This is a genomic window from Pelagimonas varians, assembly GCF_003208435.1.
Taxonomy (GTDB): domain Bacteria; phylum Pseudomonadota; class Alphaproteobacteria; order Rhodobacterales; family Rhodobacteraceae; genus Pelagimonas; species Pelagimonas varians.
The window spans coordinates 95,785-118,896 of record NZ_QKMF01000011.1 but is presented as its reverse complement, the minus strand read 5'-3'; the positions used below and the strand labels follow the sequence as shown (position 1 = coordinate 118,896).

Here is a 23,112-nt window from a genome sequence, read left to right as displayed (position 1 = left end):
CGTAGAGCCGAGTGATGAAATCTGTATCCCTGACCGATGCCCAATCGTTGCCGATCTGGCGACGCCCTGTGACCTTGCTATTTTTGATGGCTTTGGCCATGCCATTGTCGTTTTCGACATGGTCGGCGCTTCTCAATAACTTTGTGATCGAAGTCGCGCAGTTTGATGGTTCGGACATTGGTTGGCTGCACACGGTGCGCGAAATACCCGGATTTCTGGCCGTGGGCGTGATCCTGGTCATCATATTTGTGCGTGAACAAGTATTGGCGATGATTTCCTTGGCGTTGCTGGGGGTGGCCACCGCAGTCACAGCTTGGTTTCCATCTGTTGGCGGCATTATGTTTGTCACGCTCTTCAGCTCGATCGGGTTTCACTATTATGAAACCGTGAACCAAAGTCTCCAGTTGCAATGGTTGTCAAAAGAGCGCGCGCCCAAAACACTGGGTTGGCTCATCGCTGCGGGTTCTGCTGCGACGCTGGTTGCTTATCTGTTGATTGTGATGACGTGGGAACGATTGGAGCTGTCCTACAACACCGTCTTTATGGCGTCAGGCGGGCTGACCCTTGTGATCGTTGCCTATTGCGTGCTGATGTTCCCCCAATTCGAAAGCCCGAACCCGCAGGTGAAAAAATTCATCCTGCGCCGTCGCTACTGGCTCTACTATGCCTTGCAGTTTATGGCGGGTGCGCGGCGACAGATCTTTGTGGTGTTTGCCGGCTTTATGATGGTCGAACGCTTTGGCTTTGACGTGCATGAAATCACCAGCCTGTATTTGATCAATCTGGTCGCAAACATCCTGTTGGGCCCAGTGTTTGGCCACGCGGTGTCACGCTTTGGAGAACGCCGGACCTTGGTGTTTGAATACGTCGGATTGATTATTGTGTTTCTGGCCTATGGCGGCATCTACTGGTTTGGCTGGGGTGTTTTACTGGCCTCCGCTCTCTATGTGATTGACCATTTGTTCTTTGCACTAGCTTTGGCGCTGAAAACCTATTTTCAGAAAATCGCCGATCCGGGGGATATTGCGCCGACTGCGGCCGTGGCCTTTACCATCAATCACATCGCGGCGGTTTTCCTGCCTGCTTTGCTTGGCTACCTGTGGTTGGTGTCCCCTGGTGCGGTCTTTGGTCTTGCGGCGGCGATGGCTGCGATCAGCCTTGCGCTGGCTTTGATGATCCCACGCCATCCGGAACCGGGCTATGAAACGGTCTTTGCCCGCGGCCTGCCTGCGCCCGCTGAATAGGCGCGCTGGCGTAGGGGGGATGCTTGGTGTAGGACGGCGCGGAACACGCATTCGGAGAACCCCATGCCGACCTTTACCGCCTTTACCAAACTGCCTGAAAAAGACGCCGCAGAGGCGCTTGGCCTTGCCTTGGAAAGCATGGATCCGGAACCCACAGGCGTTGGGGTTTTCATCATCGAAGACGGAAGCGAAACGTTTGAAGTTGGCGGCTTCTTTCTGGAGCAACCTGACGACATCGAGCTAACCTTGCTGGCCGCTGCCTACAACGCCGCGCCATTCGTCGTCTCCGAAGTTCCCGACACCGATTGGGTCGCCAAGGTGCGCCGTGATCTGACACCCGTCGTGGCAGGCCGCTTTTTTGTCTACGGAAGCCATGACGCCGACAAAATCCCCGAAGGCAGTGTGCCTTTGCTGATCGAGGCCGCGATGGCCTTTGGCACCGGCCACCACGGCACAACGCAGGGCTGTTTGGAAGCACTGGACCGTCTGGCAACCGAAGGATTCGTTGGCAAGAACGTCGCGGACATCGGCTGCGGTACGGCTGTTTTGGCAATGGGTGCGGCCAGTATCTGGCCAGACCAAGTGATTGCTTCTGACATTGATGAGGTCGCCGTCGAGGTCGCTGCGGCGAATGTCACGGCCAACAACCTGACAGGCAATGTGACCTGCGTTGAAGCCGCCGGATTCGGGCATCCCGAACTTGCCGCCCATGCGCCTTATGATTTGATTTTTGCCAATATCCTGAAACAGCCCTTGATTGATTTGTCACCAGATTTCGCGCAGGCCTTGCAGCCGGGCGGCTATGGCATCTTGTCCGGCATCCTGACCCGTCAGGCAGATGAGGTGATTGCAGTCTACGAAACCAATGGCGTTAACCTTGTTCGATGCGACACAATTGGCGAATGGGTGACACTTACGCTTCGCAAAGCGGCTTAATTTTAGCCTGAGTTAAGGTAAATTCGCCGCATTTGCCCAAGTTTCGCCATAATTGAGCGATATTTTCTAGGGATCCGGTGGGGGCCGGAACCTTAGAGGCTGCAATGGAAGACACTCTTTATTCGTTTGAAAATCGCCAGAAGGCGGTTCGCCGTAAGCATACGCGTATGGCCAAAGGATATGTCACCAAATTGAATAAACACGGCGTGTTTGTTCAAGAACCAGACCACAAGGCCAGCGGCTATGTCATGCGCAAGCTGATGATCGCGTTGGTGGGGTTGTTAACCTTCAAAAGCTTTGTGCTGTATTGGCTAGGGTCAGATGTTTATCAGGGCAAGGTTGACGCATTGAACACTGGGACAGCCATCGACAAAGCGGGTGCATTTTTGATGCAGATTGATCCGCTTTCGGCTCAAATTGCGCAGCTGTTCAAATTTTTTACGGCCTGACCCGCAGACCAAACACGAAAAAGCCGCGCTCCGGTAAGGAGGCGCGGCTTGGTCGTTTTGGTCACTCAAAGCGTTCGGCTTAGTAGCGGCCAGAGATAAGGTCGATGTCACCGCGGCAAAGGCCGATATCGTCGAGTTCGCGGTCTGTCAGAGAGGACAGCGATTTGTGTGTGTCACGGGCGTCTCTCCATGCGGCGTATGTGCCGATGAAAGATGCGAAAAGCGCTCCGAGGCCAATATGGGAGCCAGTGGCTTCGAAGGTGATGTTCTGGTCAGTTGCGGCCATGTCTGGTCTCCTTAAGTTTGACTGAAATTTCTAAACCGCACATAGTTTGAGCAAATGAGTCCGGCAAGGGACATTTATTGCATGGGTCATATGCGATTCTTGCATGGCTTGTATGTTGGTTAACGGACTGAAATATCGGCGAAAAAGCGCTGTCGTTTGTGTCGTTTTTGAACGCAGTGAAGGCGGTTTTGTACCTCGCGTGTCGCCCATTGGATTGCGGCTGTCGCATTCGCGACATTGCGCATTAACCTTGGTGTTTGTTCGCGTTTCGTGCTACTCGTGTTTAAAAAGCAACATAAGCGGGCAGCCATGCGAGTATTGGGTATTGATCCGGGTCTTCGGAACCTTGGATGGGGTGTGATTGAGGTCGACGGAAGCCGACTCAGGCACATCGGGAACGGCGTTTGCCATTCAACAGGGACCGAATTGGCCGTGCGCTTGCTGTCGCTGCATGAACAACTGACCGATGTTTTGCACAAATATGCCCCCGATATTGCTGCCGTCGAAAAGACATTTGTGAACAAAGACGCTGTTGGCACTTTGAAATTGGGTCAGGCGCGGGGCATTGCTTTGTTGGTGCCTGCGCAATTTGGGCTGCCAATCGGTGAATACGCGCCAAACAGTGTCAAAAAAACTGTGGTTGGTGTCGGTCATGCAGACAAAAACCAGATCGCACATATGGTAAAGATGCAATTGCCCGGTGTTGATTTGGCCGGGCCGGATGCGGCGGATGCTTTGGCGATTGCGATTTGCCATGCGCATCATCAAAGCGTCAATAGAATGAAGGTGCGGGCATGATCGGACGGATTGCGGGACGGATCGAATACAAAGCCACAGATCACGTGCTGATCGATGTGCGTGGCATAGGGTATGTCGTGTATTGCACGGACCGGGTGCTGGCCTCGTTGCCGGGCGTCGGCGAAGCGGCTGCGCTTTATACCGACCTATTAGTGCGCGAGGACCTGTTGCAACTGTTTGGCTTTCCAACCCTGGTGGAAAAGGAATGGCACCGCTTGTTGATGAGTGTTCAGGGCGTCGGGGCAAAAGCGTCGCTGGCAATCCTTGGTGCGCTGGGCGCAGATGGGGTTAGCCGCGCGATTGCCTTGGGCGATTGGAATGCGATCAAGGTCGCCAGAGGCATTGGCCCCAAGACGGCGCAGCGCGTGGTGATTGAATTAAAAGACAAAGCACCGGCAGTTATGGCGATGGGCGCAGCGGCCCCGACCGACACAGACGGTGATGTGATTGAAGACATCGTTGAGACACCGAAAAAGCCTGCGCCCAAACGTAAAGCCCCGCGCGCCAATGCAACGGCGCAGCCTGATGCTTTGTCGGCTTTGGGGAACCTTGGCTATGCCCCCGGTGAGGCGGCCGCTGCGGTGGCACAGGCCGCCGCAGATGCTCCCGAGGCCGACACGCCTATGTTGATACGGGCGGCGTTGAAACTGCTCGCTCCGGCGAATTGAGGCAGATAAAGAACCCGTATGACCGAACCTGATCCCGCCTTGCGCCCTGAACAACTGCCCGAAGACCGTGACCGTGCTTTGCGGCCGAAAATGCTGGATGATTTCATCGGTCAGGCCGAGGCAAGATCAAATCTACGGGTGTTCATCCAATCGGCCCGCCAGCGGGGGGAATCGATGGATCACACGCTGTTTCACGGCCCTCCCGGTCTTGGGAAAACCACTTTGGCGCAGATTATGGCGCGCGAACTTGGGGTGGGCTTTCGAATGACTTCTGGGCCGGTTCTGGCCAAGGCGGGGGATCTGGCGGCGATCTTGACCAATCTGGAACCGCGCGACGTGTTGTTTATCGACGAAATCCACCGGTTGAATGCCACCGTCGAAGAGGTGCTCTATCCCGCGATGGAGGACTATGAACTTGACCTTGTGATCGGCGAAGGGCCAGCGGCACGCACCGTCCGTATTGAATTGCAACCCTTCACGCTGGTTGGGGCGACTACACGGCTGGGGTTGCTTACAACGCCGCTGCGCGACCGCTTTGGTATTCCGACACGATTGAATTTCTACGAGATCCCCGAACTGGAAACCATTGTGGCGGGCAATGCCCGCAAGCTGGGTGTCACAATGAAAGGCGACGGTGCGCTTGAAATCGCCCGCCGTGCCCGCGGCACGCCGCGGATTGCTGGCCGATTGCTGCGGCGGGTCGTTGATTTCGCGGTGGTTGAAGGAGGCGGAGTGGTGACACAAGCGCTTGCCGACAGCTCGCTCACCCGTCTTGGGGTAGACAGTTTGGGGTTGGACGGGGCGGACCGGCGCTATTTGAAACTGATCGCCGAAAACTATGCAGGCGGCCCTGTCGGGATCGAAACCCTATCCGCTGCGCTTAGTGAAAGCCGTGACGCCTTGGAAGAGGTGGTCGAACCCTATCTGCTGCAACAAGGCCTGATCCAAAGAACGCCGCGCGGGCGTATGTTGGCGCAAAAGGCCTGGGCACATCTAGGCATGGCTGCACCAAAAGCGCCCGGTCAGGCAGAGTTGTTTGGCAAGTAGGCTTGAATTTAGCCGCGCCTCGGGTCATTTGGGGCGCGTATCTTGGGCAAGCAGGGAATTCAGGCATGGACGCGGCGCAAATCGAACAGATGTTCACCCGCAAAGACGGTTCCTATTTGTGCGCGCGATGGGGCAGGCCAATTGTCCCCACTGTATTTGGGGTCCAAGATGAAACCCTAAGCATCATCAAGGGCGCGTTCGAAGCGCTTTGCGTTTTGTCCGGACATCAAATGGCCGAGACCGACCCCGAACTTGGCTCGAACGTCATGATGTTCTTTTTCAAAGATTGGGATGAGCTTTTGGGCGTTCCTGATCTGGACCGATTGATTGACGGTTTGGGCGATATGGTTGGGCGGCTCAAGGCCGCGGGGGCCAATCAATACCGTGTGTTCCGCTTTGATGACACCGGCGCAATTCAAGCAGCTTTTGTATTCCTGCGCGTTGACAAAGCGTTGGCCGAACAGCCTGCCGAAGACTTGGCTTTGTCGCAAGTGGCCCAGGTATTTCTGCTATGGTCAGAGCAGGCCTTTGCAGAGCGCTCTCCGCTTGCCAAACTGGAAAGCGGTCAGATTGTTCTGCATCCGGAAACTGGCGCAGTGATCCGTGCGGCCTATGACAAAATCATGCCGCCGGTTGCACATGACCCAAGTCACGCAATGCGTTTGGCTGCGAGGGTGGCCGTGGACACTGGCCGGGCTTGATTGAAACACATCGCGGTGGCCCAATGGGGGCACCGCGATGTTAGACTTTTTAACGTACCATGCCGACGATTTCATAGGTGCGAGCCAAAATGGGCGCAGCAATTTCGCGCGCTTGGGCCGCGCCATGGCGCAAAATGGCGTCGATTTCCGACTGATCTTGCATCAAACGGGCCATCTCTGAGGAAATCGGAGACAGTTTGGACACGGCCAGTTCACCCAGCATCGGTTTGAATTCCGAAAACTGCTTGCCGCCAACCTCTGCCAGCACTTGATCCACCGTTTGATCCGAGAGCGCGGCATAGATATTGACCAGATTGCGCGCCTCGGGACGATCTTCCAGACCTTTGGCCTCGGACGGCAGACCGTCAGGGTCAGTCCGTGCCTTGCGGATCTTGGAGGCAATGGCATCGGCATCGTCGGTCATATTGATGCGGCTCATATCCGAAGGGTCGGATTTGGACATCTTTTTGGATCCGTCGCGCAGACTCATCACCCGCGTGGCGGCACCTTCGATAACCGGTTCAGTGATCGGAAAGAAATCAACGCCATAGTCATGGTTGAATTTGGCCGCGATGTCGCGCGTCAGCTCGAGGTGCTGCTTTTGGTCTTCACCAACCGGAACATGCGTTGCGTGATATACTAAAATATCGGCAGCCATCAGCGCAGGATAGGCAAACAGCCCAAGTGAGGCGTTTTCCTGATTCTTGCCAGCCTTGTCTTTCCACTGGGTCATGCGCTTCATCCAGCCCATGCGTGCGACGGTGTTAAAGATCCACGCCAGTTGGGCGTGCTCTGCAACTTGGCTTTGATTGAACAGGATCGACTTTTGCGGGTCGATACCAGACGCGATGAAACCTGCGCACAGCTCGCGCGTGGCGCGTTTCAGCTTGTCAGGGTCCTGCCAGACGGTGATCGCATGCATATCAACCATGCAATAGATCGATTGAACGCCGCTGTTCTGGCTATCGGCAAAACGCTTGAGCGCGCCAAGATAGTTGCCAAGTGTCAGGCCACCCGACGGCTGAATGCCGGAAAAGACGCGTTTTGTGAAAGCGGGAGGGGTTTGGACGCCCTCGGACATAGGATTTCTCCATCTGGATGTTTGATCTCGGCTGGCTTACCCATGGGTCCAGCCAACGTCAAGAAAGAGCGCAAATGACCCATCCGCACAATGAAAGCCCGGTTAACCCGCTGCCGCCCGTGGTAATCGCCCTGTTTTTGGTGATGGCCGGGGTCGAACTTGCCTTTAATCTGGGGGAACGCGGACTAATTGGCGGCAAAACCAGTGCTGGCTGGCGGGTCGAAGGTTGGGAACGCTTTGGATTTTCCGATCGGGTGTTTGAATGGATGATTCAAACGGGCCAGTGGCCGATCGAGCATTTGATCCGGTTTGTCGCCTATCCCTTTATCCACGGCAGCTTTGTTCATGGGATGTTCGCAATGGTGATTTTGTTGGCGATGGGCAAGATCGTGGCCGAGGCCCTGGGGGCTGTAAAATTTGTACTGATCTATTTCGGCTCGGCTGCCGTTGGTGCACTTGCTTATGGGGTGTTTCTGGATGACCCGCGCATTTTGATCGGGGCCTATCCGGCGGCCTATGGGCTGATTGGCGGCTTTACCTATTTTATGTGGGCGAAGCTTGGGGTGCTTGGAGCCCCGCAAATCCGTGCGTTTTCACTCATTGGTATGCTGCTGTTCATTCAATTCATTTTTGCGCTGCTGTTTGGCGGCGACAACACTTGGGTCGCTGAACTGGCGGGTTTTGTGACCGGTCTGGGTATGACTGTCTTGCTTGCGCCCGGCGGAGTGGCTCATTTGGTCAGCATAATACGCCGTCGGTGATTATTTGCGGCGCCGCACAATTCCGCGCAGTTCCGACAGGCTGAAGGCCCCGATCATCTGCCCTGCAATCCCGTAGGTGACAGACCCGAGGGCAATCAGCGCAAGTAGGGCAAAGTAGCGAATATAGTCGGCGTAAAGCCAAGGCGTCAGAAGAAGATGGCACGCCCACAAAACGGCTGCCATCGCCACAGATGCCGCGCAAATCCGCCAAAGTCGCGCATAGAACCGGCTGTCAAATCTGGCGACTTCACCTAGGCCACGGGCCCCATAGGCCAACATGGCAACCATGGTCCAACCGGCAGCAGTTGTTGCGATGGCAGGGGCAAACCAGCCGATAATTGGAGCCAAACCAAAGGCCAAAACTGCATTGATCGCCATTGCCCAAAGCGCATAGCGAAACGGGCTTTTGGTGTCATGGCGGGCAAAAAACAACGGCTGGAGTACTTTTTGCAGGACAAAGGCGGGGAGGCCAAGGCCATAGATCGCAACTGCAATGGCAATCGCCTGACTGTCGCTGCGCAGGGTTTCGCCGCGTTCAAATAACACGGACACCAATGGTAAGGGGATCACCATCAAAGCGACGGCTGATGGAATGGTCAGGGCCAGTGACAATTCGCCAGCGCGGGAAAAAGCTTCGCGCCCGCCCGTATTGTCTTGTGCCTTTAATCTGCGCGACAGGTCTGGCAATAAAACGATACCTACGGCAATTCCAACAACACCCAGGGGGAGTTGGTAAAGTCGGTCAGCTGAGTAAAGCCAGCTGATGGCCATGTCATAACTGGATGCAACCCATTGCCCGACCAGCAGGTTTATTTGCATCACACCGCCAGCCAAAGCCGCAGGCACCGCTGTGACCACCAACATTTTCATTTCGGGAGTCCAGCGTGGCCGTGAGGGGCGTAACCGCATCCCTGCGCGGTCTGCTGCGATCCAAACAATGGCCAGCTGGGCAATGCCGGCAAAGGGGATTGTCCAAACCAACCAATAGATCACTTCGCCGCCGACAAAAGCCCCGACGGACATAGCGATAATAGCAAAGATGTTGAGCAACACGGGCGCAGCGGCGGCGGCCGCAAACCGGCCAGACGCATTTAACATTCCCGAAAACAACGCTGCGAGCGAGATGAAGAAAATATAGGGAAAGACGATGCGCCCAAACCCGATGGTTATGTCAAACCTTTCGTCTGTCGCCAATCCTCCGGCGGTGGCATAGACCAAGGCTGGCATGCAAATCAGCGCCAATCCGGTCAAGATGGCCAAGACAAACGCGAGCCCGCTCATTGCATCTCGGGCAAAGCCCAAAGGATTTTCGTCCCCTTCGATCTTCTTGGAAAACATTGGAACAAAGGCGGCGTTGAACGCTCCTTCGGCAAAAAACCGTCGAAACATGTTGGGCAAACGAAAGGCGGCTACAAAGGCATCCATAACCGGGCCGGGGCCAATAAACCCGAGGATCATGATTTCGCGGGCAAAGCCCAAAATCCGGCTCATTAGGGTCCAGAAACCAACGGTCATTACGCCAGAGATCAATTTGATGGGTTTCATAACGGCTGCCTTTTGGTTGCCGCAGCCCTAGCCGATTTGTTTGCGTGGGTAAACGGGGGCCTTTCTGACAGTTGGGGCAGTCCCATTTAGCCGGGAAAGATCCGCCGCATTTCCGCGTCAAAATGGGCCCAACTCATGGTGGCGCGGTTGCCAGCCACCCCCTTGTAATAGGAATGACCGGAGGAGGTGGGCAAGCCAGCCCAAATTTTGGCCAGATTGTGCATGAACGTACGACGGGGCATATCCCCACGCATGATCTGCCCCAGTCCTGCTTCCTTCAGCAGCTCATCGGCCAGTTGGTCCTGCACATCCGGTGAAAACCGAGCGCTGCGATTGATTCCACGTTTTTTGACAAGGCGTTTGAGCGTAACCGGGATGAACTGATAGCGGCCAATTGCGTGCTGCTGCCCCGGTGTCTGGGCAATCCAGTTGTAGATTTCCTGAATTGTCATATCTGTTGGGGCCTTGCTGGGGCGACGCTTGGCAGCATGTTGCACCGCATCATACCCGTGTTTTCCGGCCTCAGCGGATGCGATTAAATGCCGGATGCGCGCGATTGGTCCAATCGCGGCGCTTGTGGAGGTGAAAGCAGCAACGCGCACTCCACGCTGCGGTCTGGCTGGGTATGGGGCCAAAAGACTGCCGCTGGATTGTCCGGCAAACAGGCTGGCGGTTTGGCGATGCTCTGTGGAAGCCTTCGGCTGTACGGCAAATAGAGGCGCGCGGTCAGTAAGAATCGCAGTGCGGGGGGCCATGCGCAATTGCTCAGCCGCAGCCGGATTGCCAAATCCCCACAAAACAATCCCCACAAACCATCCAAATAGTGTCGCCACGTGCATGCGGTGCATTCTGCCCTCGCGCTTTTGTTCAAACTTAGGGTAGTTATGAGGCAAATTTGTTGACGAGTTATTTCGCATCGCGCATTTGCTGAAGACAAAGGCGGATTCATTGAAGCCGCTTGCCTCTGCCCCCTTGCGCTTGCGTCGCAACCACCTATGAGGTGAACCACCACCGTTAAAGGAGACCCATTGTCATGCGTATGCGGGACACATTTATCAAGCCAATGCACCCTGAAGGTATCAAGTTTGTAGCGATTTTCGCGGCGACTACCTTTGTCTTGTCGTTGCTCTGGGAACCTTTGGGCTGGGTCGGGGTCGTTTTGACCATTTGGTGCTACTACTTTTTCCGCGATCCAGTACGTGTGTCACCGCAAAAAGAAGGGCTGATCATCAGCCCTGCGGATGGTATTGTGTCCCTTATCGAAAAGGCGGTTCCACCTGCTGAATTGGGAATGCCGGATGCGCCATTGACGCGTGTCAGTGTCTTCATGAGCGTGTTCAACTGCCATGTGAACCGCAGCCCGATTGCCGGCAAAGTGACAGCTGTCGCTTATCGTCCGGGCAAGTTTCTCAATGCCTCGTTGGATAAGGCGAGCAAGGACAACGAACGCAACAGCCTGCGGATTGAAATGGCAGACGGCCGTGATCTGGCGGTTGTGCAGATTGCCGGTTTGGTTGCCCGCCGTATCGTTTGTTTCGTTGATCCGGGCGCGGTTTTGCGCACCGGAGAACGTTTTGGCTTGATCCGGTTCGGATCGCGGCTGGATGTGTATTTGCCAGATGGGGTCGACCCGATGGTGCAGTTGGGACAGACTATGATTGCAGGTGAAACCGTGCTGGCCGACTTGACGGCACAGGGCTGAGGCTGGTTCAACACACATATGACGCAACCAAACGAAAAACCCGAACGCGAATTTTCGCTTATTCAGCTGCTGCCAAATGCGCTGACCATCGCTGCGATTTGCGCGGGTTTGACCGCTATACGATTGGCTGCGCAGGATAATCACTTGCTTGCGGTTAAGCTGATTTTGGTTGCGGGTATTTTAGACGGGCTAGATGGCCGACTGGCCCGCGCTTTGGGCAGCGATAGCGAAATGGGTGCAGAGCTTGATTCGCTCGCAGACTTCTTAAACTTTGGGGTCGCCCCGCCACTGATCTTGTATTTCTGGAGCCTGCAAGACATTCGCGGCATAGGGTGGTTTGCCGCGCTGGTTTTTGCGATGTGCTGTGTGATCCGTCTTGCGCGGTTCAATGTCGGGATCAAGTCACCTGATTCTGAGGGATCTGGCGCGTTTTTCGAAGGTGTTCCGTCGCCCGCCGGGGCGTTTTTGGTCATGATGCCCCTGTATTGGTCGTTTGCTTTCCCTGAAAGTGAAGGTTTGCCCGGATTGGTTTTATGCCTTTATATCATACTTGTAGGCCTTCTTTTGGTAAGCCAGATACCCACGTGGTCATTTAAGGCCACCAAGGTGCCACGCAAGAACCTCAAGTACTTCTTCTTTGCGATCTCAATCATCTTTGCCGCAGTCTTAACTTATCCTTGGATCACGCTGATGGTGTTGTGCTTGGGGTATGTCTCGACAGTGGGTTGGGCTTGGGTGCAATCCAAACGGGCCTGATCGGCAGTTTTCTGCCGGTGCGCGATTGTCCGTTTCTGGCATGGTGAACCTTAAAAACCGCCTAAATCATGGCGATCAGCATCGATATCGCGATTAGGGCGGTATTAATGACGCTTGGTTACACTGAGATGGCTCCTGTGACGTAATTGTCATTGCGACGTTGGCACATTCGTTTATTGAGACTGAAACGGACGAAAACAGAGCAAGCGTATGACCAAACACACTGACCTAAATCCGCCGCTCGCTGAAACCAAGGATGCCCGTGATTGGGTCAAGGTGCTTTCCAAGTACCGTGATCCGAATTGGCGGCAAAGCTGGTTTGAGGTGATTGTAACCGCAGGCCCCTTTTTGGTGCTGTGGGCTCTTGCTTGGTGGGCGCTGTCGTACAGCTATCTGCTGGCGCTAGGTTTATCTGTGATCAACGGACTATTTTTGGTGCGCTTGTTCACTATTCAGCACGACTGTGGGCATGGTTCCTTTTTCACGAGCAGGGAAGCCTGTGACTGGCTCGGGCGCGTTTTAGGTGTCCTGACACTGACGCCATATGACGTGTGGCGCCGCACCCATTCCATCCATCATAGCGCTCATGGCAATTTGGGTCGTCGTGGAATTGGCGACATTCACACCATGACTGTCGAAGAATACCGTGCTCAAGGCTGGTTTGGACGTTTGTCCTATCGCATCTATCGCAACCCGATTGTGTTGTTTGGTTTCGGACCCAGCTACTTGTTCTTCTTCCAAAACCGGCTTCCGGTTGGGTTGATGAATATGTCCAAGTATTGGGTCAGCGCGATGGCCACCAACCTTGTGTTGTTGATCGCACTTGGTGTGATCTTTTACTTTGGCGGTTTGGCCCCGATCTTTTTGATCTTTGTGCCGTCCACGCTGACGGCTGCGACCGTTGGGATGTGGCTGTTCTATGTGCAGCACCAGTTCGAAGATGCACATTGGAAAGACGACGAAGATTGGCAATTGCATGATGCTGCGCTGCACGGTTCGTCCTATTATGTGCTTCCCAAGGCCTTGCAGTGGATGAGTGCGAATATTGGCATCCACCATGTGCACCACCTCTATAGCCGCATTCCTTTCTACCGCTTGCCCGAAGTGCTGCGCGACCAGCCGGAGCTTGCTAGCAACAACCGGATGACCATTCGCGAAAGCTTGGCCTCTGCTCGGTTGCATTTGTGGGATCAAAGCAGCAATCGGTTGCTGTCCTTCCGCCAAGTTCGCAAGATCTACGGCTAAGCGATCTAACTCCAAAAACGAAAGCCGGCCCTGCTTCCAGTGGCCGGCTTTTTGCGTTTTGCTCAACCACTTCGACAGGCGGCTTCCCACTCGGTCAGGAAACCCATGATCTCATAACTGTCCGCATGGCGTGGGGACGGTCGGGCCGCTTCGCGATCTCCAGCCAAGACATGGCGCTCGACCATTTTGATTTGATGGTAGAATGCATCGAAATCATCCTCAACATAGATGTCTTCAATCTGGCCATCATAGGGGCACCATTGCAGGTGTGATCGGCCTCCAATGGGTTGCCAAGGATTGCTAACAAAGCGCAACTCCCCCTTGGTCCCGAGGACACTGAATGCGTTTCTTGTACCATAGCTGTCGGTGGATTGCAGGGTTGCGAGGATGCCATTGTCAAAGCGCACTGTACAAGCAGCGTCGCACACCGTTCCGTCTGCGCCAAGATTGCCAACCCCCTGCAAACGGCGATTTACGAAGGCGTCATTCCCGCACATCGTTTGCACTGTGAGCTGCAACAAGGATGCGGGGTAGCAACCCAAATTATAGAGCGTGCCCATGCCCATGGGGTTGACGAATTTCCAAATGTCAGCCGCATAGAAACCGGAAACAGCACGTAAGTCGCCTAGCCGACCGTCCATTAAAATTGCCTGAAAGCGCTGCAAAAACGGGTGTGCCAGATACATAAACCCTTCGACGAAAAAGGTATTGTGGTCGTTGATAGCAGCCATCAGCGCGTCGGCCTGGTTCATTGTTGTCGTCAACGACTTCTCGGACAAGACGGCTTTGCCAGCTTTGGCAGCAGCCCCTGTGACAGTGTGGTGAACATGATTCGGAAGCCCAATATAGACCGCATCCACCTTTGGGTCGGTCAGCACGGCCTCATAATCAGTCGAAACTTCGGGAATGGCGTGTTCGTCTTGAAATTTCGCCAAAGTATCAGGCTTGCGCCCCGCGATAACCTGCACCTGCGAGCCATCGCTTCGCTTGATGCCGTCGATGACTTTATTGGAAATAAAGCCGGTGCCGATGATTGCCCAGTTGAGTGTCATACCCCGTTGCTAGACAAATCTCGCAAGGACGCAATGCCGGATATTCCAACAGGCGCGGTGCGCAGGGTTACCCCTGCGCTTGTTGTGTTCCAGCAGTGATCGCCTCACGAAGCCGTTTTTCCAACGTGCGCTGCTTGCTCTCTGAATAGAACTTCAACCCAAACATGTCCTTGACGTAGAAGGTGTCTACGACCTGCTCGCCGTAAGTCGCAATCAGTGCTGACGCAATATAGACGTTTGAGTTGGCCAGTGTGCGCGTCAAATCATACAAAAGTCCGGGCCGATCGCGGCTGTCAACCTCAATGATCGTGTAGATCTCTGATCCTTCGTTATCAAAGGTGATCGACGTCGGAACGCGGAAGGCTTTTTCGCGTTTTTTCAACTTGTCTTTGGATTTGATAGCATCGCGCGGAACGACTTCGCCCGCGAGGGTTCTGGTGATCATTTTGCGCAAGCGCGGGATACGCGAGGCTTCGTAAGGGGCCTCATCGCCATCTTGGATCCAAAAGGCCGCCGTGGCATAGCCATCTTTGGACGTAAATGTACGGGCATCAACCACATTGGCCCCAACCAGCGCCAAGGCCCCCGCAAGCCTTGAGAAGATACCGGGGTGGTCGGCAAGGGCAAAGCAAACCCGCGTGGCATCACGGTCTTCGTCAGGGTGGATGTCTATCCGGATTTCATCGTCTGAAATCCCGCGCAACAATTCGGCAAAAACCAGATGGGCCGTGATGTGCAGGCCCTGCCAATAGGGGGGATAATGCCGCCCGGCTTCGCGGCGCAAATCCGTTGTGGACCAATCCGGTAGTCGTTCGCGCAACAGCTTTTTGGCCTCGGTGCCGCGGTTTTCCCGATTGAGCGCCTCCATCCCGTTTTCCAACCCACGGCGGGTTTGGCGATACAACGCCCGAATAAGCGAGGCTTTCCAATTGTTCCAGGTGTCGGGGCCAACGCCGCGAATATCGCAAACCGTTAACACACACAGCAGATCAAGCCGCTCAACGGTTTTTACCGCCTTGGCAAAATCGCGGACGGTGCGCGGATCGGCAATATCGCGCTTTTGGGCCATGTCAGACATCAAAAGGTGATGGCGCACCAGCCATTCCACCGTCGCGACTTCTTTGGGTTTCAATCCAAGGCGCGGCGCGACCTTGCGGGCGATTTTTGCCCCTAGAATAGAGTGATCTTCGTCGCGGCCCTTACCAATGTCATGCAGCAAGAGCGCAACATACATGACTTTGCGATTGATGCCGCTTTTGATGATTTCGGTCGATACGGGTAATTCTTCACCGACTTCGTCACGTTCGATATCGGCCAAATGTTGGATGACCTGAATGGTGTGCTCGTCAACTGTATAGTGATGATACATGTTGAATTGCATCATAGCGACGATCGGTGCGAATTCTGGAATAAAGGCGGCCAGAACGCCCAGTTCATTCATCCGGCGCAGCGCGCGTTCAGGGTTGCTGTAGTTCAGCAGCAAGTCCGTGAACAGCTTTTGGGCATTCTTGTCGTTGCGCATTTCATCGTTGATAATATCAAGATTGCTGGTCACCAATCGCATCGCATCGGGATGGATCAGCAATCCTGTACGCATCGCTTCGTTAAACAGGCGGAGTATATTGCGGTTGTCAGCCAAAAACGAAGTGTCGTCTGAAATGGCCAATCGGCCATTGACGACTTGGTAGCCCGCTTTGACTCTAGGTTTACGTTTGAAGATCCGCTCAAGCAGCGGCGGGGCTTTGGTGTGATCGGCTTCGAGCGACGTTAAAACAATGCGCGTCAGGTCGCCCACCGAGGTGGCATGGCGAAAATAGTCTTGCATGAACCATTCAACACCCCGGCGGCCAGGTTTGTCTGTATAGCCCATCCGCGAAGCCACTTCGACTTGCATGTCAAAGCTTAGCTGTTCGACAGGGCGTCCCGCGGCCAGATGCAGGTGGCAGCGCGCAGCCCACAAAAAGCGTTCTGCCTGTACAAATTTTTCATATTCGTCAGGGTGAAAGACACCTCTGCGTGCCAGTTCGGCGGTGTCATCGGTGTGATAGACATACTTTGAGATCCAATACAGCGACTGTAAATCCCGCAGGCCGCCTTTGCCTTCTTTAATATTAGGCTCGACCATATAGCGCTGGCCTTGCTTCTTGTGGCGGGCGTCACGTTCGGCCAGCTTGGCTTCTACGAACTCTCGTTCGGTCCCCAGAAAAAGGTCTGACCAAAGCCGGTCGTTCAACTCCTGCGCAAGCGGAGCGTCTCCGGTCAAGAACCGGTGTTCCAGCATCGCGGTGCGGATCGTCATGTCTTCGCCGCCAAGCCGGATGCAATCCTTGACTGTACGCGAACTGTGGCCGACCTTCATCTTTAGGTCCCACAACATATAGAGCATTGATTCAATGCTGCTTTCGGCCCAAGCGGTGATCTTGTAGGGTGTCAGGAACAGCAAATCGACATCAGAAAACGGGGCCATTTCGCCACGCCCGTAGCCACCTACAGCGATGGCTGACAGCCGTTCACCTTCGGTTGGGTTGTGTATCGGGTGCAGATGGGTCGACGCGACTTCGAAAACCAGTCGAACCATGCCGTCAGTGAGCCACGTGTAGGACCGGGTGGTGCGGCGCGCGCCAAATGGCTCCGCCGCAAATGCGTCGGCAATCACCTGCCGGCCGGTATCTCGGGCCTTGGCCAATAAGGCCACGGTGATTTTGCGAATCTCGGCTTCTTTGGCCCCTTCGGGAAAGCTGTCAAACAGTTCCTTACGCAGGGTCGGAAAGTCAAAGATTTCGGATGCCGGAGCAATCAAGTCGTCCGGCATCGTACTGATGTTTATGTCGGCGGGCTTAGAAGCCGGCGCCTGAGAAGCTGCTGGGGGCGGGGTCAAGGATCACCATTTGATTGTCTTTGATCGTAGCCACGGACAGCGCCCGTTCATTGGTGCCATCCGCTTTTAGCCGGAATACACCCCCAGTGCCGGTAAAGCCAGTGCCGCGCGTCAAAGCTTTGGCGGTCAAAGCGTCGCCCCTGCCTTGGCCCGCCAAAGCTCCGATGGCAGAAAGCCCGTCATAGGCAAGACCCGCCAAAGGATGGGGCGCCGATCCAAAGGCTGCACTATAGCGTTGGTTGAACGCGTTTTGACGTGTCTGGTCCGGCAAGGCGAACCATGCGCCATTTGCCCCCGGTAGCGAAAACAAGTCAGGGCGAACGTCAAGCCGGGTCAGGCCGACATACTGGACTTGATCCGGAGCAATGCCGTTTGACGGCAGTTGGTTCAGCAACATCGGCATAGCCGCATTGGTGGCATCCGTGGTGATGAAAATCGTATCCGCAGCCCCGGATTGAACAGCAGCCGCTGCGGCTTGCGCTGTGGCGGTCACACCTTCAACGGACAGGGAATATCCTTCGGCAGAAACCACACGAATACCGTTTGCAGAGGCCGCTAGTTCGATGGCAGAGCGTCCAAACTGGCCGGGCACGTCGTTGGAATAGACAATGACGATGCTCTTTTTGCCCTGGCTGCGGGCATGCGCCATCAGGCGATTGGCTGTGTTGTTAAAGGTTGGCCCAAGAATGAAAACATTCCCGCCTGCAATCGAAGGGTTATTCGAGAACCCCAAGACGTTGACGCTGTCATCTGCGGCAGCGCGGCCTGCTTCGTTGACTGACTCGGCGCGCAGGGGGCCCAAAATAATTTTGGCCCCGTCATCAATGGCACGCTGCGCTTGGGCCGCGGCTGTTGCTGGCGCACCGGCGGTGTCATAAACTCTGAGGTCAATCGTTGCGCCTTTCAGTTCGGAAATGGCCAAACGGGCTGCTTGTTCCAACGACAGTGCAACAGGACCGGCGGCGGGATCAGACTTGGGGACCAAAAGCGCGACTTGGATCGGCTTAGCGGGGTCGATCTTGGGGCCAGAGTTGCCGCCGCCGCCCATACCGGTCATGGCCGTTGGGTCACAAGCAGCCAACATCAAGGCGGCCACAAGGCCGATCGCAGGGCGTAACGCCTTGCGTATGGGGGGCAAAACAGCAAACATGGACAAAGAACTCCCTCGTTGTCGGGCGCAGGGTCGGGCCTGCGCTGGATTGAGCGCGAATATAAACAAGCAGCGTGAGGGGTCCAGCGATGAATCCGAACAACACAGGTATTGGCGCAATGAATGACGGGGAAAAACCACATGTCGCGCGTCAAAAGCTAGCGGCCGGGCTCTATTTGGTTGCGACGCCGATCGGCAATGCCCGTGATATCACGTTGCGCACGCTGGATATTTTGCGCGACGTGGATGTTTTGGCCGCCGAAGACACCCGCAGCTTACGCCACCTGATGGAAATTCACGCAATCCCTTTGGGGGACCGGCCGGTGATCGCCTACCATGAACACAATGGTGCGCGTGCGCGGCCCAAGCTGGTTTCGCAGCTTCAGGCTGGTAAATCGGTGGCCTACGCATCCGAAGCGGGCACCCCGATGATTTCCGACCCGGGTTTTGATTTGGCCCGCGCGGTCCAAGAAGAAGGCTTGCCCCTCACCAGTGCGCCGGGGCCTTCGGCGGTTGTGACGGCGCTAACCTTGGCGGGATTGCCGACGGACCGGTTTTTGTTCGCGGGTTTTTTGCCGAACGCGACAGGCGCGCGCAAGCGCGGGTTGAAAGAGCTGGGTGAAGTTCCCGCAACCTTGGCCTTTTACGAATCCCCCAAGCGGTTGGCTGGCATGCTCAAGGACGCTGTTTCCGAACTGGGCCCTGACCGACCGGCCGCTGTGTGCCGCGAGATCACCAAGAAATTCGAAGAAACCCGGCGGGGTAGTCTTGCGGACCTGGCCGCGTTTTATTCGGAAAATCAGGTCAAAGGCGAAATTGTTGTACTGATTGGCAAAGGCGAAAAAGCTCAGCTTAGTGAAGAGTTAATGGAACAAGAGCTATCCTTGGCCTTGGAAAACATGTCGGTGCGCGATGCGGCTGATTTTGTATCCGGTAAATTTGGTGTCAAACGGCGTCCCGTTTATCAAATGGCGATGCAGTTGGCGCGCTCCGAAGAGGACCTCGAATGACATTAGCCGCACGGCGCAACCAAGGCAGCACAGGATTCCACGCAGGTGTCGCCGCAGAAGACTGCGTGGCACGCGATTATGAACGGCGCGGCTATCCGATCGTTTGCCAACGCTGGCGCGGACAAGGCGGAGAAATTGACTTGGCCGTGCGCGATGGCGACGGATTGATTTTCATCGAGGTCAAGAAAAGTCGGGATTTTGAGCGGGCCGTGCTGCGATTGTCCGAACGTCAAATGCTGCGCTTGCAACAAGCCGCAGCAGAATTTTTGGGAACACAGCCGCGCGGTGCATTGACGGACGTTCGTTTTGATGTGGCTTTGGTGAATGAGCGCGGTGAAATTCGCGTGATCGAAAACGCCTTTGGCCACTAAGGCCCTGCAGAGCCATTGAACCTAGAGCGACCTTGCGCCATCTATTGCAGGAAGTTTTGGGGAAGCACTATGAAAATCGCCTTTCAAATGGACCCGATCATGGGTGTCGACATCAACGCGGACAGCAGCTTTCGCCTCGCCGAAGAGGCGCAGGCGCGCGGTCATGAGCTGTTTTACTACGGCCCCGATCAGCTGGCATATGAAGAAGGCAGGATCACCGCGCGCGGTCACAAGATGACGATGCAGCGGGTTGCTGGAATTCCGGCCATTTTGGGGCCGGAGGAAAAGGTTGATCTGGAAGATTATGACGTGATTTGGCTGCGCCAAGATCCACCGTTTGACATGCATTACATCACGACGACACATTTGCTGGACCGTTTGGCCGAACATACGTTGGTGGTCAATGATCCGTTCTGGGTGCGCAATTATCCAGAAAAACTCCTGGTTCTAAACTTTCCTGATTTGACACCCCCGACAACAGTGGCGCGGGATTTGCGGACGATCCGTGAATTCAAGGATCGCCATGGGGATGTGATCCTAAAGCCGCTATATGGCAATGGCGGTGCCGGTGTGTTCAAACTTGACGCCAATGACCGCAACCTCAGTTCATTGCATGAATTGTTCACCGGATTTTCACGCGAACCGTTGATCGTACAAAAGTACCTGCCTGCTGTGACAGCGGGGGACAAGCGGGTGATTTTGGTCGACGGTGAGCCAGTGGGCGCGATCAACCGTGTGCCAGCGGCCGGCGAAGTGCGCTCTAACATGCATGTCGGTGGGCGGCCTGAAAAGGTGGAATTGACGGCGCGCGACCTTGAGATTTGCAAGGCAATTGGGCCGACTTTGCGCGACAAAGGGCAGGTTTTTGTCGGGATTGATGTGATTGGCGACTATCTGACCGAAATCAACGTCACTTCGCCCACCGGTATTCAAGAGCTTGAGCGGTTTGACGGCATCAATGTCGCGGAGAAAATCTGGCAAGCGATCGAAGCCAAACTGGGATGAGTTGGCAGCTCGAATTCATGAGCGCGCAGCAGCGGCTTTTGCTCAAACCTTTGTTAAGCAAATGTGACGGGCCGATGAGCGCGCGTAAAGGGATGGATTTGATGGCGGGGCTGGTGTTTCGCCACCCGCCCTTATTGCGGCATTATTTGCGGGACCAGAATTTGCATTGGTTCGCCTGTGGGCGCTGCAAACCCGGCAAAGCTATCTTGTATTTTCACGGTGGCGGCTATGTTGCTGGCAGTCCGGAAACGCATACTGGAATGCTGGGCCGCTTGTCTCAGCTGTCCGAGTTAGAAGTCTGCGCGCCGGATTATCGTTTAGCCCCTGAGGCGATTGCACCAGCTGCTTTTGAAGATTGCCTCGCGGCATGGGATGCATTGATGGCGCAGGGGTTTGCCCCAAAGGATGTAATCATCGGCGGGGATTCTGCTGGCGGCGGTCTGGCGATGGCGGTGTTGTCTGAACTGTGCAATCGAGGGACACTGCCTGCCGGGGCGTTTGCGTTTTCGCCAGTTGTGGATTTCACGATGCAAAGCGAAAGCTTGCAGCGCAACAAAGACAGCGAGGCCATCTTGCCCTCGGAGCTGTTCGAAGCGCTGGCAGATATCATTTTGGCGGGTTTTGATGCCAGTGACCCACGAATTTCGCCGATTTTTGGAACGTTTCCTGAGTGTTGTCCGGTTTTGATTCAGTATTCGGACAGTGAAATCTTGCAAGATGACGCGCTGCGTATGTGTGACCGGTTGCGAGATTTCGGGGCCCGCGTCGAGATGCAGGTCGAGGCGGGCGCGCCGCACGTTTGGCAACTGCTGGACGGCTGGGTACCAGAAGCGCGGGCAAGCCTAAAACAGGTTGCCAAATTCGCTCAGGATTCTCTGGCTGAAACCAGACGATAAGACAGTGCTTCGGCGATGTGTGGCCGGTGCAGATCTGCACTACCGTCTAGGTCTGCGATCGTACGGGCGACCCGCAAGACCCGATGATACCCTCGTGCGGACAAGCCAAACCGATCGGCGGCGCGCACCAGAAGATCGCGGCTTTCGCTATCCAGCTGCGTGATTTCTTCCAGTACCTGTCCTTCGGCGTCGGCATTTGTGCGCAACCCGTCCTTGCCTTTGTAGCGGTCCGTTTGCACTGCGCGGGCACGGGCCACTCGCTCTGCGACGCGGGCGCTTGAGTCACCCGATGTCGGCAGGTCGAGGTCAGTCACTGCGACGGGCGGCACTTCGATCCGGAGGTCGAAGCGGTCCATCAAGGGGCCGGAAATGCGGCCCAAATAGTCTTCTCCGCAAACTGGTGCGCGCGAACAGGCGCGGGCAGGGTCTGCAAGATAACCGCATTTGCAGGGGTTGGCGGCTGCAACCAACAAAAACCGGCACGAATAGTTGATATGTGCATTCGCGCGCGCGACCATGACCTCTCCGGTTTCGACGGGCTGGCGTAGCGTTTCCAGAACTTGGCGCTGAAATTCCGGGAATTCATCAAGGAAAAGCACGCCATTATGGGCCATGCTGACTTCGCCGGGTTTAGCCCCGCGGCCACCGCCGATGATCGCAGCCATAGAGGCTGTGTGATGTGGCTTTCGAAACGGGCGGGCGCGTGAAATCCCGCCTTCGTTCAAGATGCCCGCCACAGAATGGATCATTGATGTTTCCAAAGCTTCGATCGGGCTGAGCGGTGGCAAAATTCCAGGTAGGCGGGCGGCCATCATGGATTTTCCAGAACCGGGCGTTCCGGCCATAAACAAGTGGTGCCGCCCCGCCGCCGAAATTTCCAATGCACGTTTCGCCCGCTCCTGACCTTTTACATCACGCAGGTCCCGCGGATTGGCGTCCAAATTGACTTCGCCGCGGGTCGCGGGTTCTAAAACGGTTTGACCGGTAAAGTGGCGCACCACATCCAACAGGGTTTTGGCTGCGATTACTGTGCAGGCCTCGACCCAAGCGGCCTCTGGCCCGGACGCCGTTGGGCACAGCAAGGCGCGTTCATGTTCTGCGGCGGACATTGCGGCGGGCATCGCCCCCAGAACCGGAACCAAAGCGCCATCCAAGGATAATTCACCCAAAGCCACGGTTTGCGCCACCGCATCAGACGGAATGATTTCCAAGGCTGCCAGCAATCCCAAAGCGATGGGCAGGTCAAAGTGAGACCCTTCTTTTGGCAAATCGGCAGGAGACAGGTTAATGGTGATCCGTTTTGAGGGCAGGGCAATCGCAAGAGAGGCGAGCGCGGTGCGCACCCGATCACGGGCCTCTGAAACGGCTTTGTCGGGCAATCCGACGATTGAAAAGGCAGGAAGACCCGGTGTTATCGCACATTGGACTTCTACCGTGCGGGCTTCGACCCCTTCGAACGCAACTGTATAGGCATGTGCAACCATGAACCCACTCCTTACCCAAGAGTAAGAAATGGGTCATCTTGGTTTAA

Annotated in this window: 23 protein-coding genes; 15 read left to right on the top strand and 8 right to left on the bottom strand. The window is 55.5% G+C overall.

The window, feature by feature from the left end; genetic code table 11:
* Positions 1–11: 11 nt before the first annotated feature.
* The 3 genes from C8N36_RS15045 (at position 12) to C8N36_RS15035 (ending at position 2,629) form a co-directional block, all read left to right on the top strand.
* Positions 12–1,244 carry an MFS transporter gene (locus C8N36_RS15045; protein WP_097805508.1) on the top strand — a complete coding sequence of 411 codons (1,233 nt, stop codon included), beginning with the start codon at positions 12–14 and terminating at the stop codon, positions 1,242–1,244.
* Positions 1,245–1,307: 63 nt separating this feature from the next.
* Positions 1,308–2,180 carry a 50S ribosomal protein L11 methyltransferase gene (locus C8N36_RS15040; protein ID WP_097805507.1) on the top strand — a complete coding sequence of 291 codons (873 nt, stop codon included), beginning with the start codon at positions 1,308–1,310 and terminating at the stop codon, positions 2,178–2,180.
* A gap of 104 nt (positions 2,181–2,284) precedes the next feature.
* Positions 2,285–2,629 carry a hypothetical protein gene (locus C8N36_RS15035; RefSeq protein WP_141468117.1) on the top strand — a complete coding sequence of 115 codons (345 nt, stop codon included), beginning with the start codon at positions 2,285–2,287 and terminating at the stop codon, positions 2,627–2,629.
* Between the two features lie 79 nt (positions 2,630–2,708).
* On the opposite strand, the gene C8N36_RS15030 is transcribed toward C8N36_RS15035, so the two are convergent.
* Positions 2,709–2,915: a DUF1127 domain-containing protein gene (locus C8N36_RS15030; RefSeq protein ID WP_097805505.1), complete on the bottom strand. Its 207-nt coding sequence runs from the start codon at positions 2,913–2,915 to the stop codon at positions 2,709–2,711.
* 309 nt (positions 2,916–3,224) lie between these two features.
* Between C8N36_RS15030 and ruvC the strand changes: the two genes are divergently transcribed.
* The 4 genes from ruvC to C8N36_RS15010 all read left to right on the top strand — a co-directional run bounded on the left by ruvC (position 3,225) and on the right by C8N36_RS15010 (position 6,129).
* Positions 3,225–3,713: a crossover junction endodeoxyribonuclease RuvC gene (gene ruvC / locus C8N36_RS15025; RefSeq protein WP_097805564.1), complete on the top strand. Its 489-nt coding sequence runs from the start codon at positions 3,225–3,227 to the stop codon at positions 3,711–3,713.
* Positions 3,710–4,381: a Holliday junction branch migration protein RuvA gene (gene ruvA, locus C8N36_RS15020; protein ID WP_097805504.1), complete on the top strand. Its 672-nt coding sequence runs from the start codon at positions 3,710–3,712 to the stop codon at positions 4,379–4,381. The genes ruvC and ruvA overlap by 4 nt, the downstream gene beginning before the upstream one ends.
* 18 nt (positions 4,382–4,399) lie before the next feature.
* Positions 4,400–5,428: a Holliday junction branch migration DNA helicase RuvB gene (gene ruvB, locus C8N36_RS15015; RefSeq protein WP_097805503.1), complete on the top strand. Its 1,029-nt coding sequence runs from the start codon at positions 4,400–4,402 to the stop codon at positions 5,426–5,428.
* A 65-nt stretch (positions 5,429–5,493) separates the two neighbouring features.
* Positions 5,494–6,129 carry a hypothetical protein gene (locus C8N36_RS15010; RefSeq protein ID WP_097805502.1) on the top strand — a complete coding sequence of 212 codons (636 nt, stop codon included), beginning with the start codon at positions 5,494–5,496 and terminating at the stop codon, positions 6,127–6,129.
* Positions 6,130–6,178: 49 nt separating this feature from the next.
* On the opposite strand, the gene trpS is transcribed toward C8N36_RS15010, so the two are convergent.
* Positions 6,179–7,210 (bottom strand): tryptophan--tRNA ligase, encoded by a 1,032-nt coding sequence (trpS, locus tag C8N36_RS15005; RefSeq protein WP_097805501.1) that lies wholly within the window; start codon positions 7,208–7,210, stop codon positions 6,179–6,181.
* A 74-nt stretch (positions 7,211–7,284) separates the two neighbouring features.
* Here trpS and C8N36_RS15000 point away from each other — a divergent pair, with 74 nt between their 5' ends.
* Complete coding sequence (locus C8N36_RS15000; protein WP_097805563.1) at positions 7,285–7,971, top strand: rhomboid family intramembrane serine protease; 687 nt, start codon at positions 7,285–7,287, stop codon at positions 7,969–7,971.
* Here C8N36_RS15000 and murJ read toward each other — a convergent pair whose 3' ends face one another.
* Positions 7,972–9,516 (bottom strand): murein biosynthesis integral membrane protein MurJ, encoded by a 1,545-nt coding sequence (gene murJ / locus C8N36_RS14995; RefSeq protein WP_097805500.1) that lies wholly within the window; start codon positions 9,514–9,516, stop codon positions 7,972–7,974.
* Positions 9,517–9,602: 86 nt separating this feature from the next.
* Positions 9,603–10,364 (bottom strand): lysozyme family protein, encoded by a 762-nt coding sequence (locus tag C8N36_RS14990; RefSeq protein ID WP_245910850.1) that lies wholly within the window; start codon positions 10,362–10,364, stop codon positions 9,603–9,605.
* Positions 10,365–10,549: 185 nt separating this feature from the next.
* Here C8N36_RS14990 and C8N36_RS14985 point away from each other — a divergent pair, with 185 nt between their 5' ends.
* The 3 genes from C8N36_RS14985 (at position 10,550) to C8N36_RS14975 (ending at position 13,219) form a co-directional block, all read left to right on the top strand.
* Positions 10,550–11,218 carry a phosphatidylserine decarboxylase gene (locus tag C8N36_RS14985; protein ID WP_097805499.1) on the top strand — a complete coding sequence of 223 codons (669 nt, stop codon included), beginning with the start codon at positions 10,550–10,552 and terminating at the stop codon, positions 11,216–11,218.
* An 18-nt stretch (positions 11,219–11,236) separates the two neighbouring features.
* A complete protein-coding gene (locus tag C8N36_RS14980) occupies positions 11,237–11,974 on the top strand; it encodes a CDP-alcohol phosphatidyltransferase family protein (protein ID WP_097805498.1) in 738 nt (245 codons plus the stop codon).
* 210 nt (positions 11,975–12,184) lie between these two features.
* Positions 12,185–13,219 carry a fatty acid desaturase gene (locus C8N36_RS14975; RefSeq protein WP_097805497.1) on the top strand — a complete coding sequence of 345 codons (1,035 nt, stop codon included), beginning with the start codon at positions 12,185–12,187 and terminating at the stop codon, positions 13,217–13,219.
* A 62-nt stretch (positions 13,220–13,281) separates the two neighbouring features.
* Here the strand turns inward: C8N36_RS14975 and C8N36_RS14970 are convergent, their stop codons facing one another.
* The 3 genes from C8N36_RS14970 to C8N36_RS14960 form a co-directional block, all read right to left on the bottom strand.
* Positions 13,282–14,271, bottom strand: coding sequence for a Gfo/Idh/MocA family protein (locus tag C8N36_RS14970; protein WP_097805496.1), 990 nt, complete (start codon positions 14,269–14,271; stop codon positions 13,282–13,284).
* 67 nt (positions 14,272–14,338) lie between these two features.
* A complete protein-coding gene (locus tag C8N36_RS14965) occupies positions 14,339–17,149 on the bottom strand; it encodes a [protein-PII] uridylyltransferase (protein ID WP_097805495.1) in 2,811 nt (936 codons plus the stop codon).
* A complete protein-coding gene (locus C8N36_RS14960; RefSeq protein WP_097805494.1) occupies positions 17,109–18,299 on the bottom strand; it encodes a penicillin-binding protein activator in 1,191 nt (396 codons plus the stop codon). The genes C8N36_RS14965 and C8N36_RS14960 overlap by 41 nt, the downstream gene beginning before the upstream one ends.
* A gap of 119 nt (positions 18,300–18,418) precedes the next feature.
* On the opposite strand from C8N36_RS14960, the gene rsmI reads away from it, so the two are divergent.
* The 4 genes from rsmI to C8N36_RS14940 all read left to right on the top strand — a co-directional run bounded on the left by rsmI (position 18,419) and on the right by C8N36_RS14940 (position 21,581).
* The gene (gene rsmI / locus C8N36_RS14955; RefSeq protein ID WP_097805561.1) at positions 18,419–19,309 is read left to right on the top strand and encodes a 16S rRNA (cytidine(1402)-2'-O)-methyltransferase; all 891 of its coding nucleotides are present in this window, start codon (positions 18,419–18,421) and stop codon (positions 19,307–19,309) included.
* Entirely contained in the window at positions 19,306–19,680 is a 375-nt protein-coding gene (locus C8N36_RS14950; RefSeq protein WP_097805493.1) for a YraN family protein, read from the top strand. The genes rsmI and C8N36_RS14950 overlap by 4 nt, the downstream gene beginning before the upstream one ends.
* Before the next feature lie 69 nt (positions 19,681–19,749).
* Entirely contained in the window at positions 19,750–20,685 is a 936-nt protein-coding gene (gene gshB, locus C8N36_RS14945) for a glutathione synthase (RefSeq protein WP_097805492.1), read from the top strand.
* Positions 20,682–21,581, top strand: coding sequence for an alpha/beta hydrolase (locus C8N36_RS14940; RefSeq protein WP_110767916.1), 900 nt, complete (start codon positions 20,682–20,684; stop codon positions 21,579–21,581). The genes gshB and C8N36_RS14940 overlap by 4 nt, the downstream gene beginning before the upstream one ends.
* Here the strand turns inward: C8N36_RS14940 and C8N36_RS14935 are convergent.
* A complete protein-coding gene (locus C8N36_RS14935; RefSeq protein WP_097805490.1) occupies positions 21,551–23,065 on the bottom strand; it encodes a YifB family Mg chelatase-like AAA ATPase in 1,515 nt (504 codons plus the stop codon). The two genes, C8N36_RS14940 and C8N36_RS14935, sit on opposite strands and share 31 nt — an antisense overlap.
* Between the last annotated feature and the right edge of the window lie 47 nt (positions 23,066–23,112).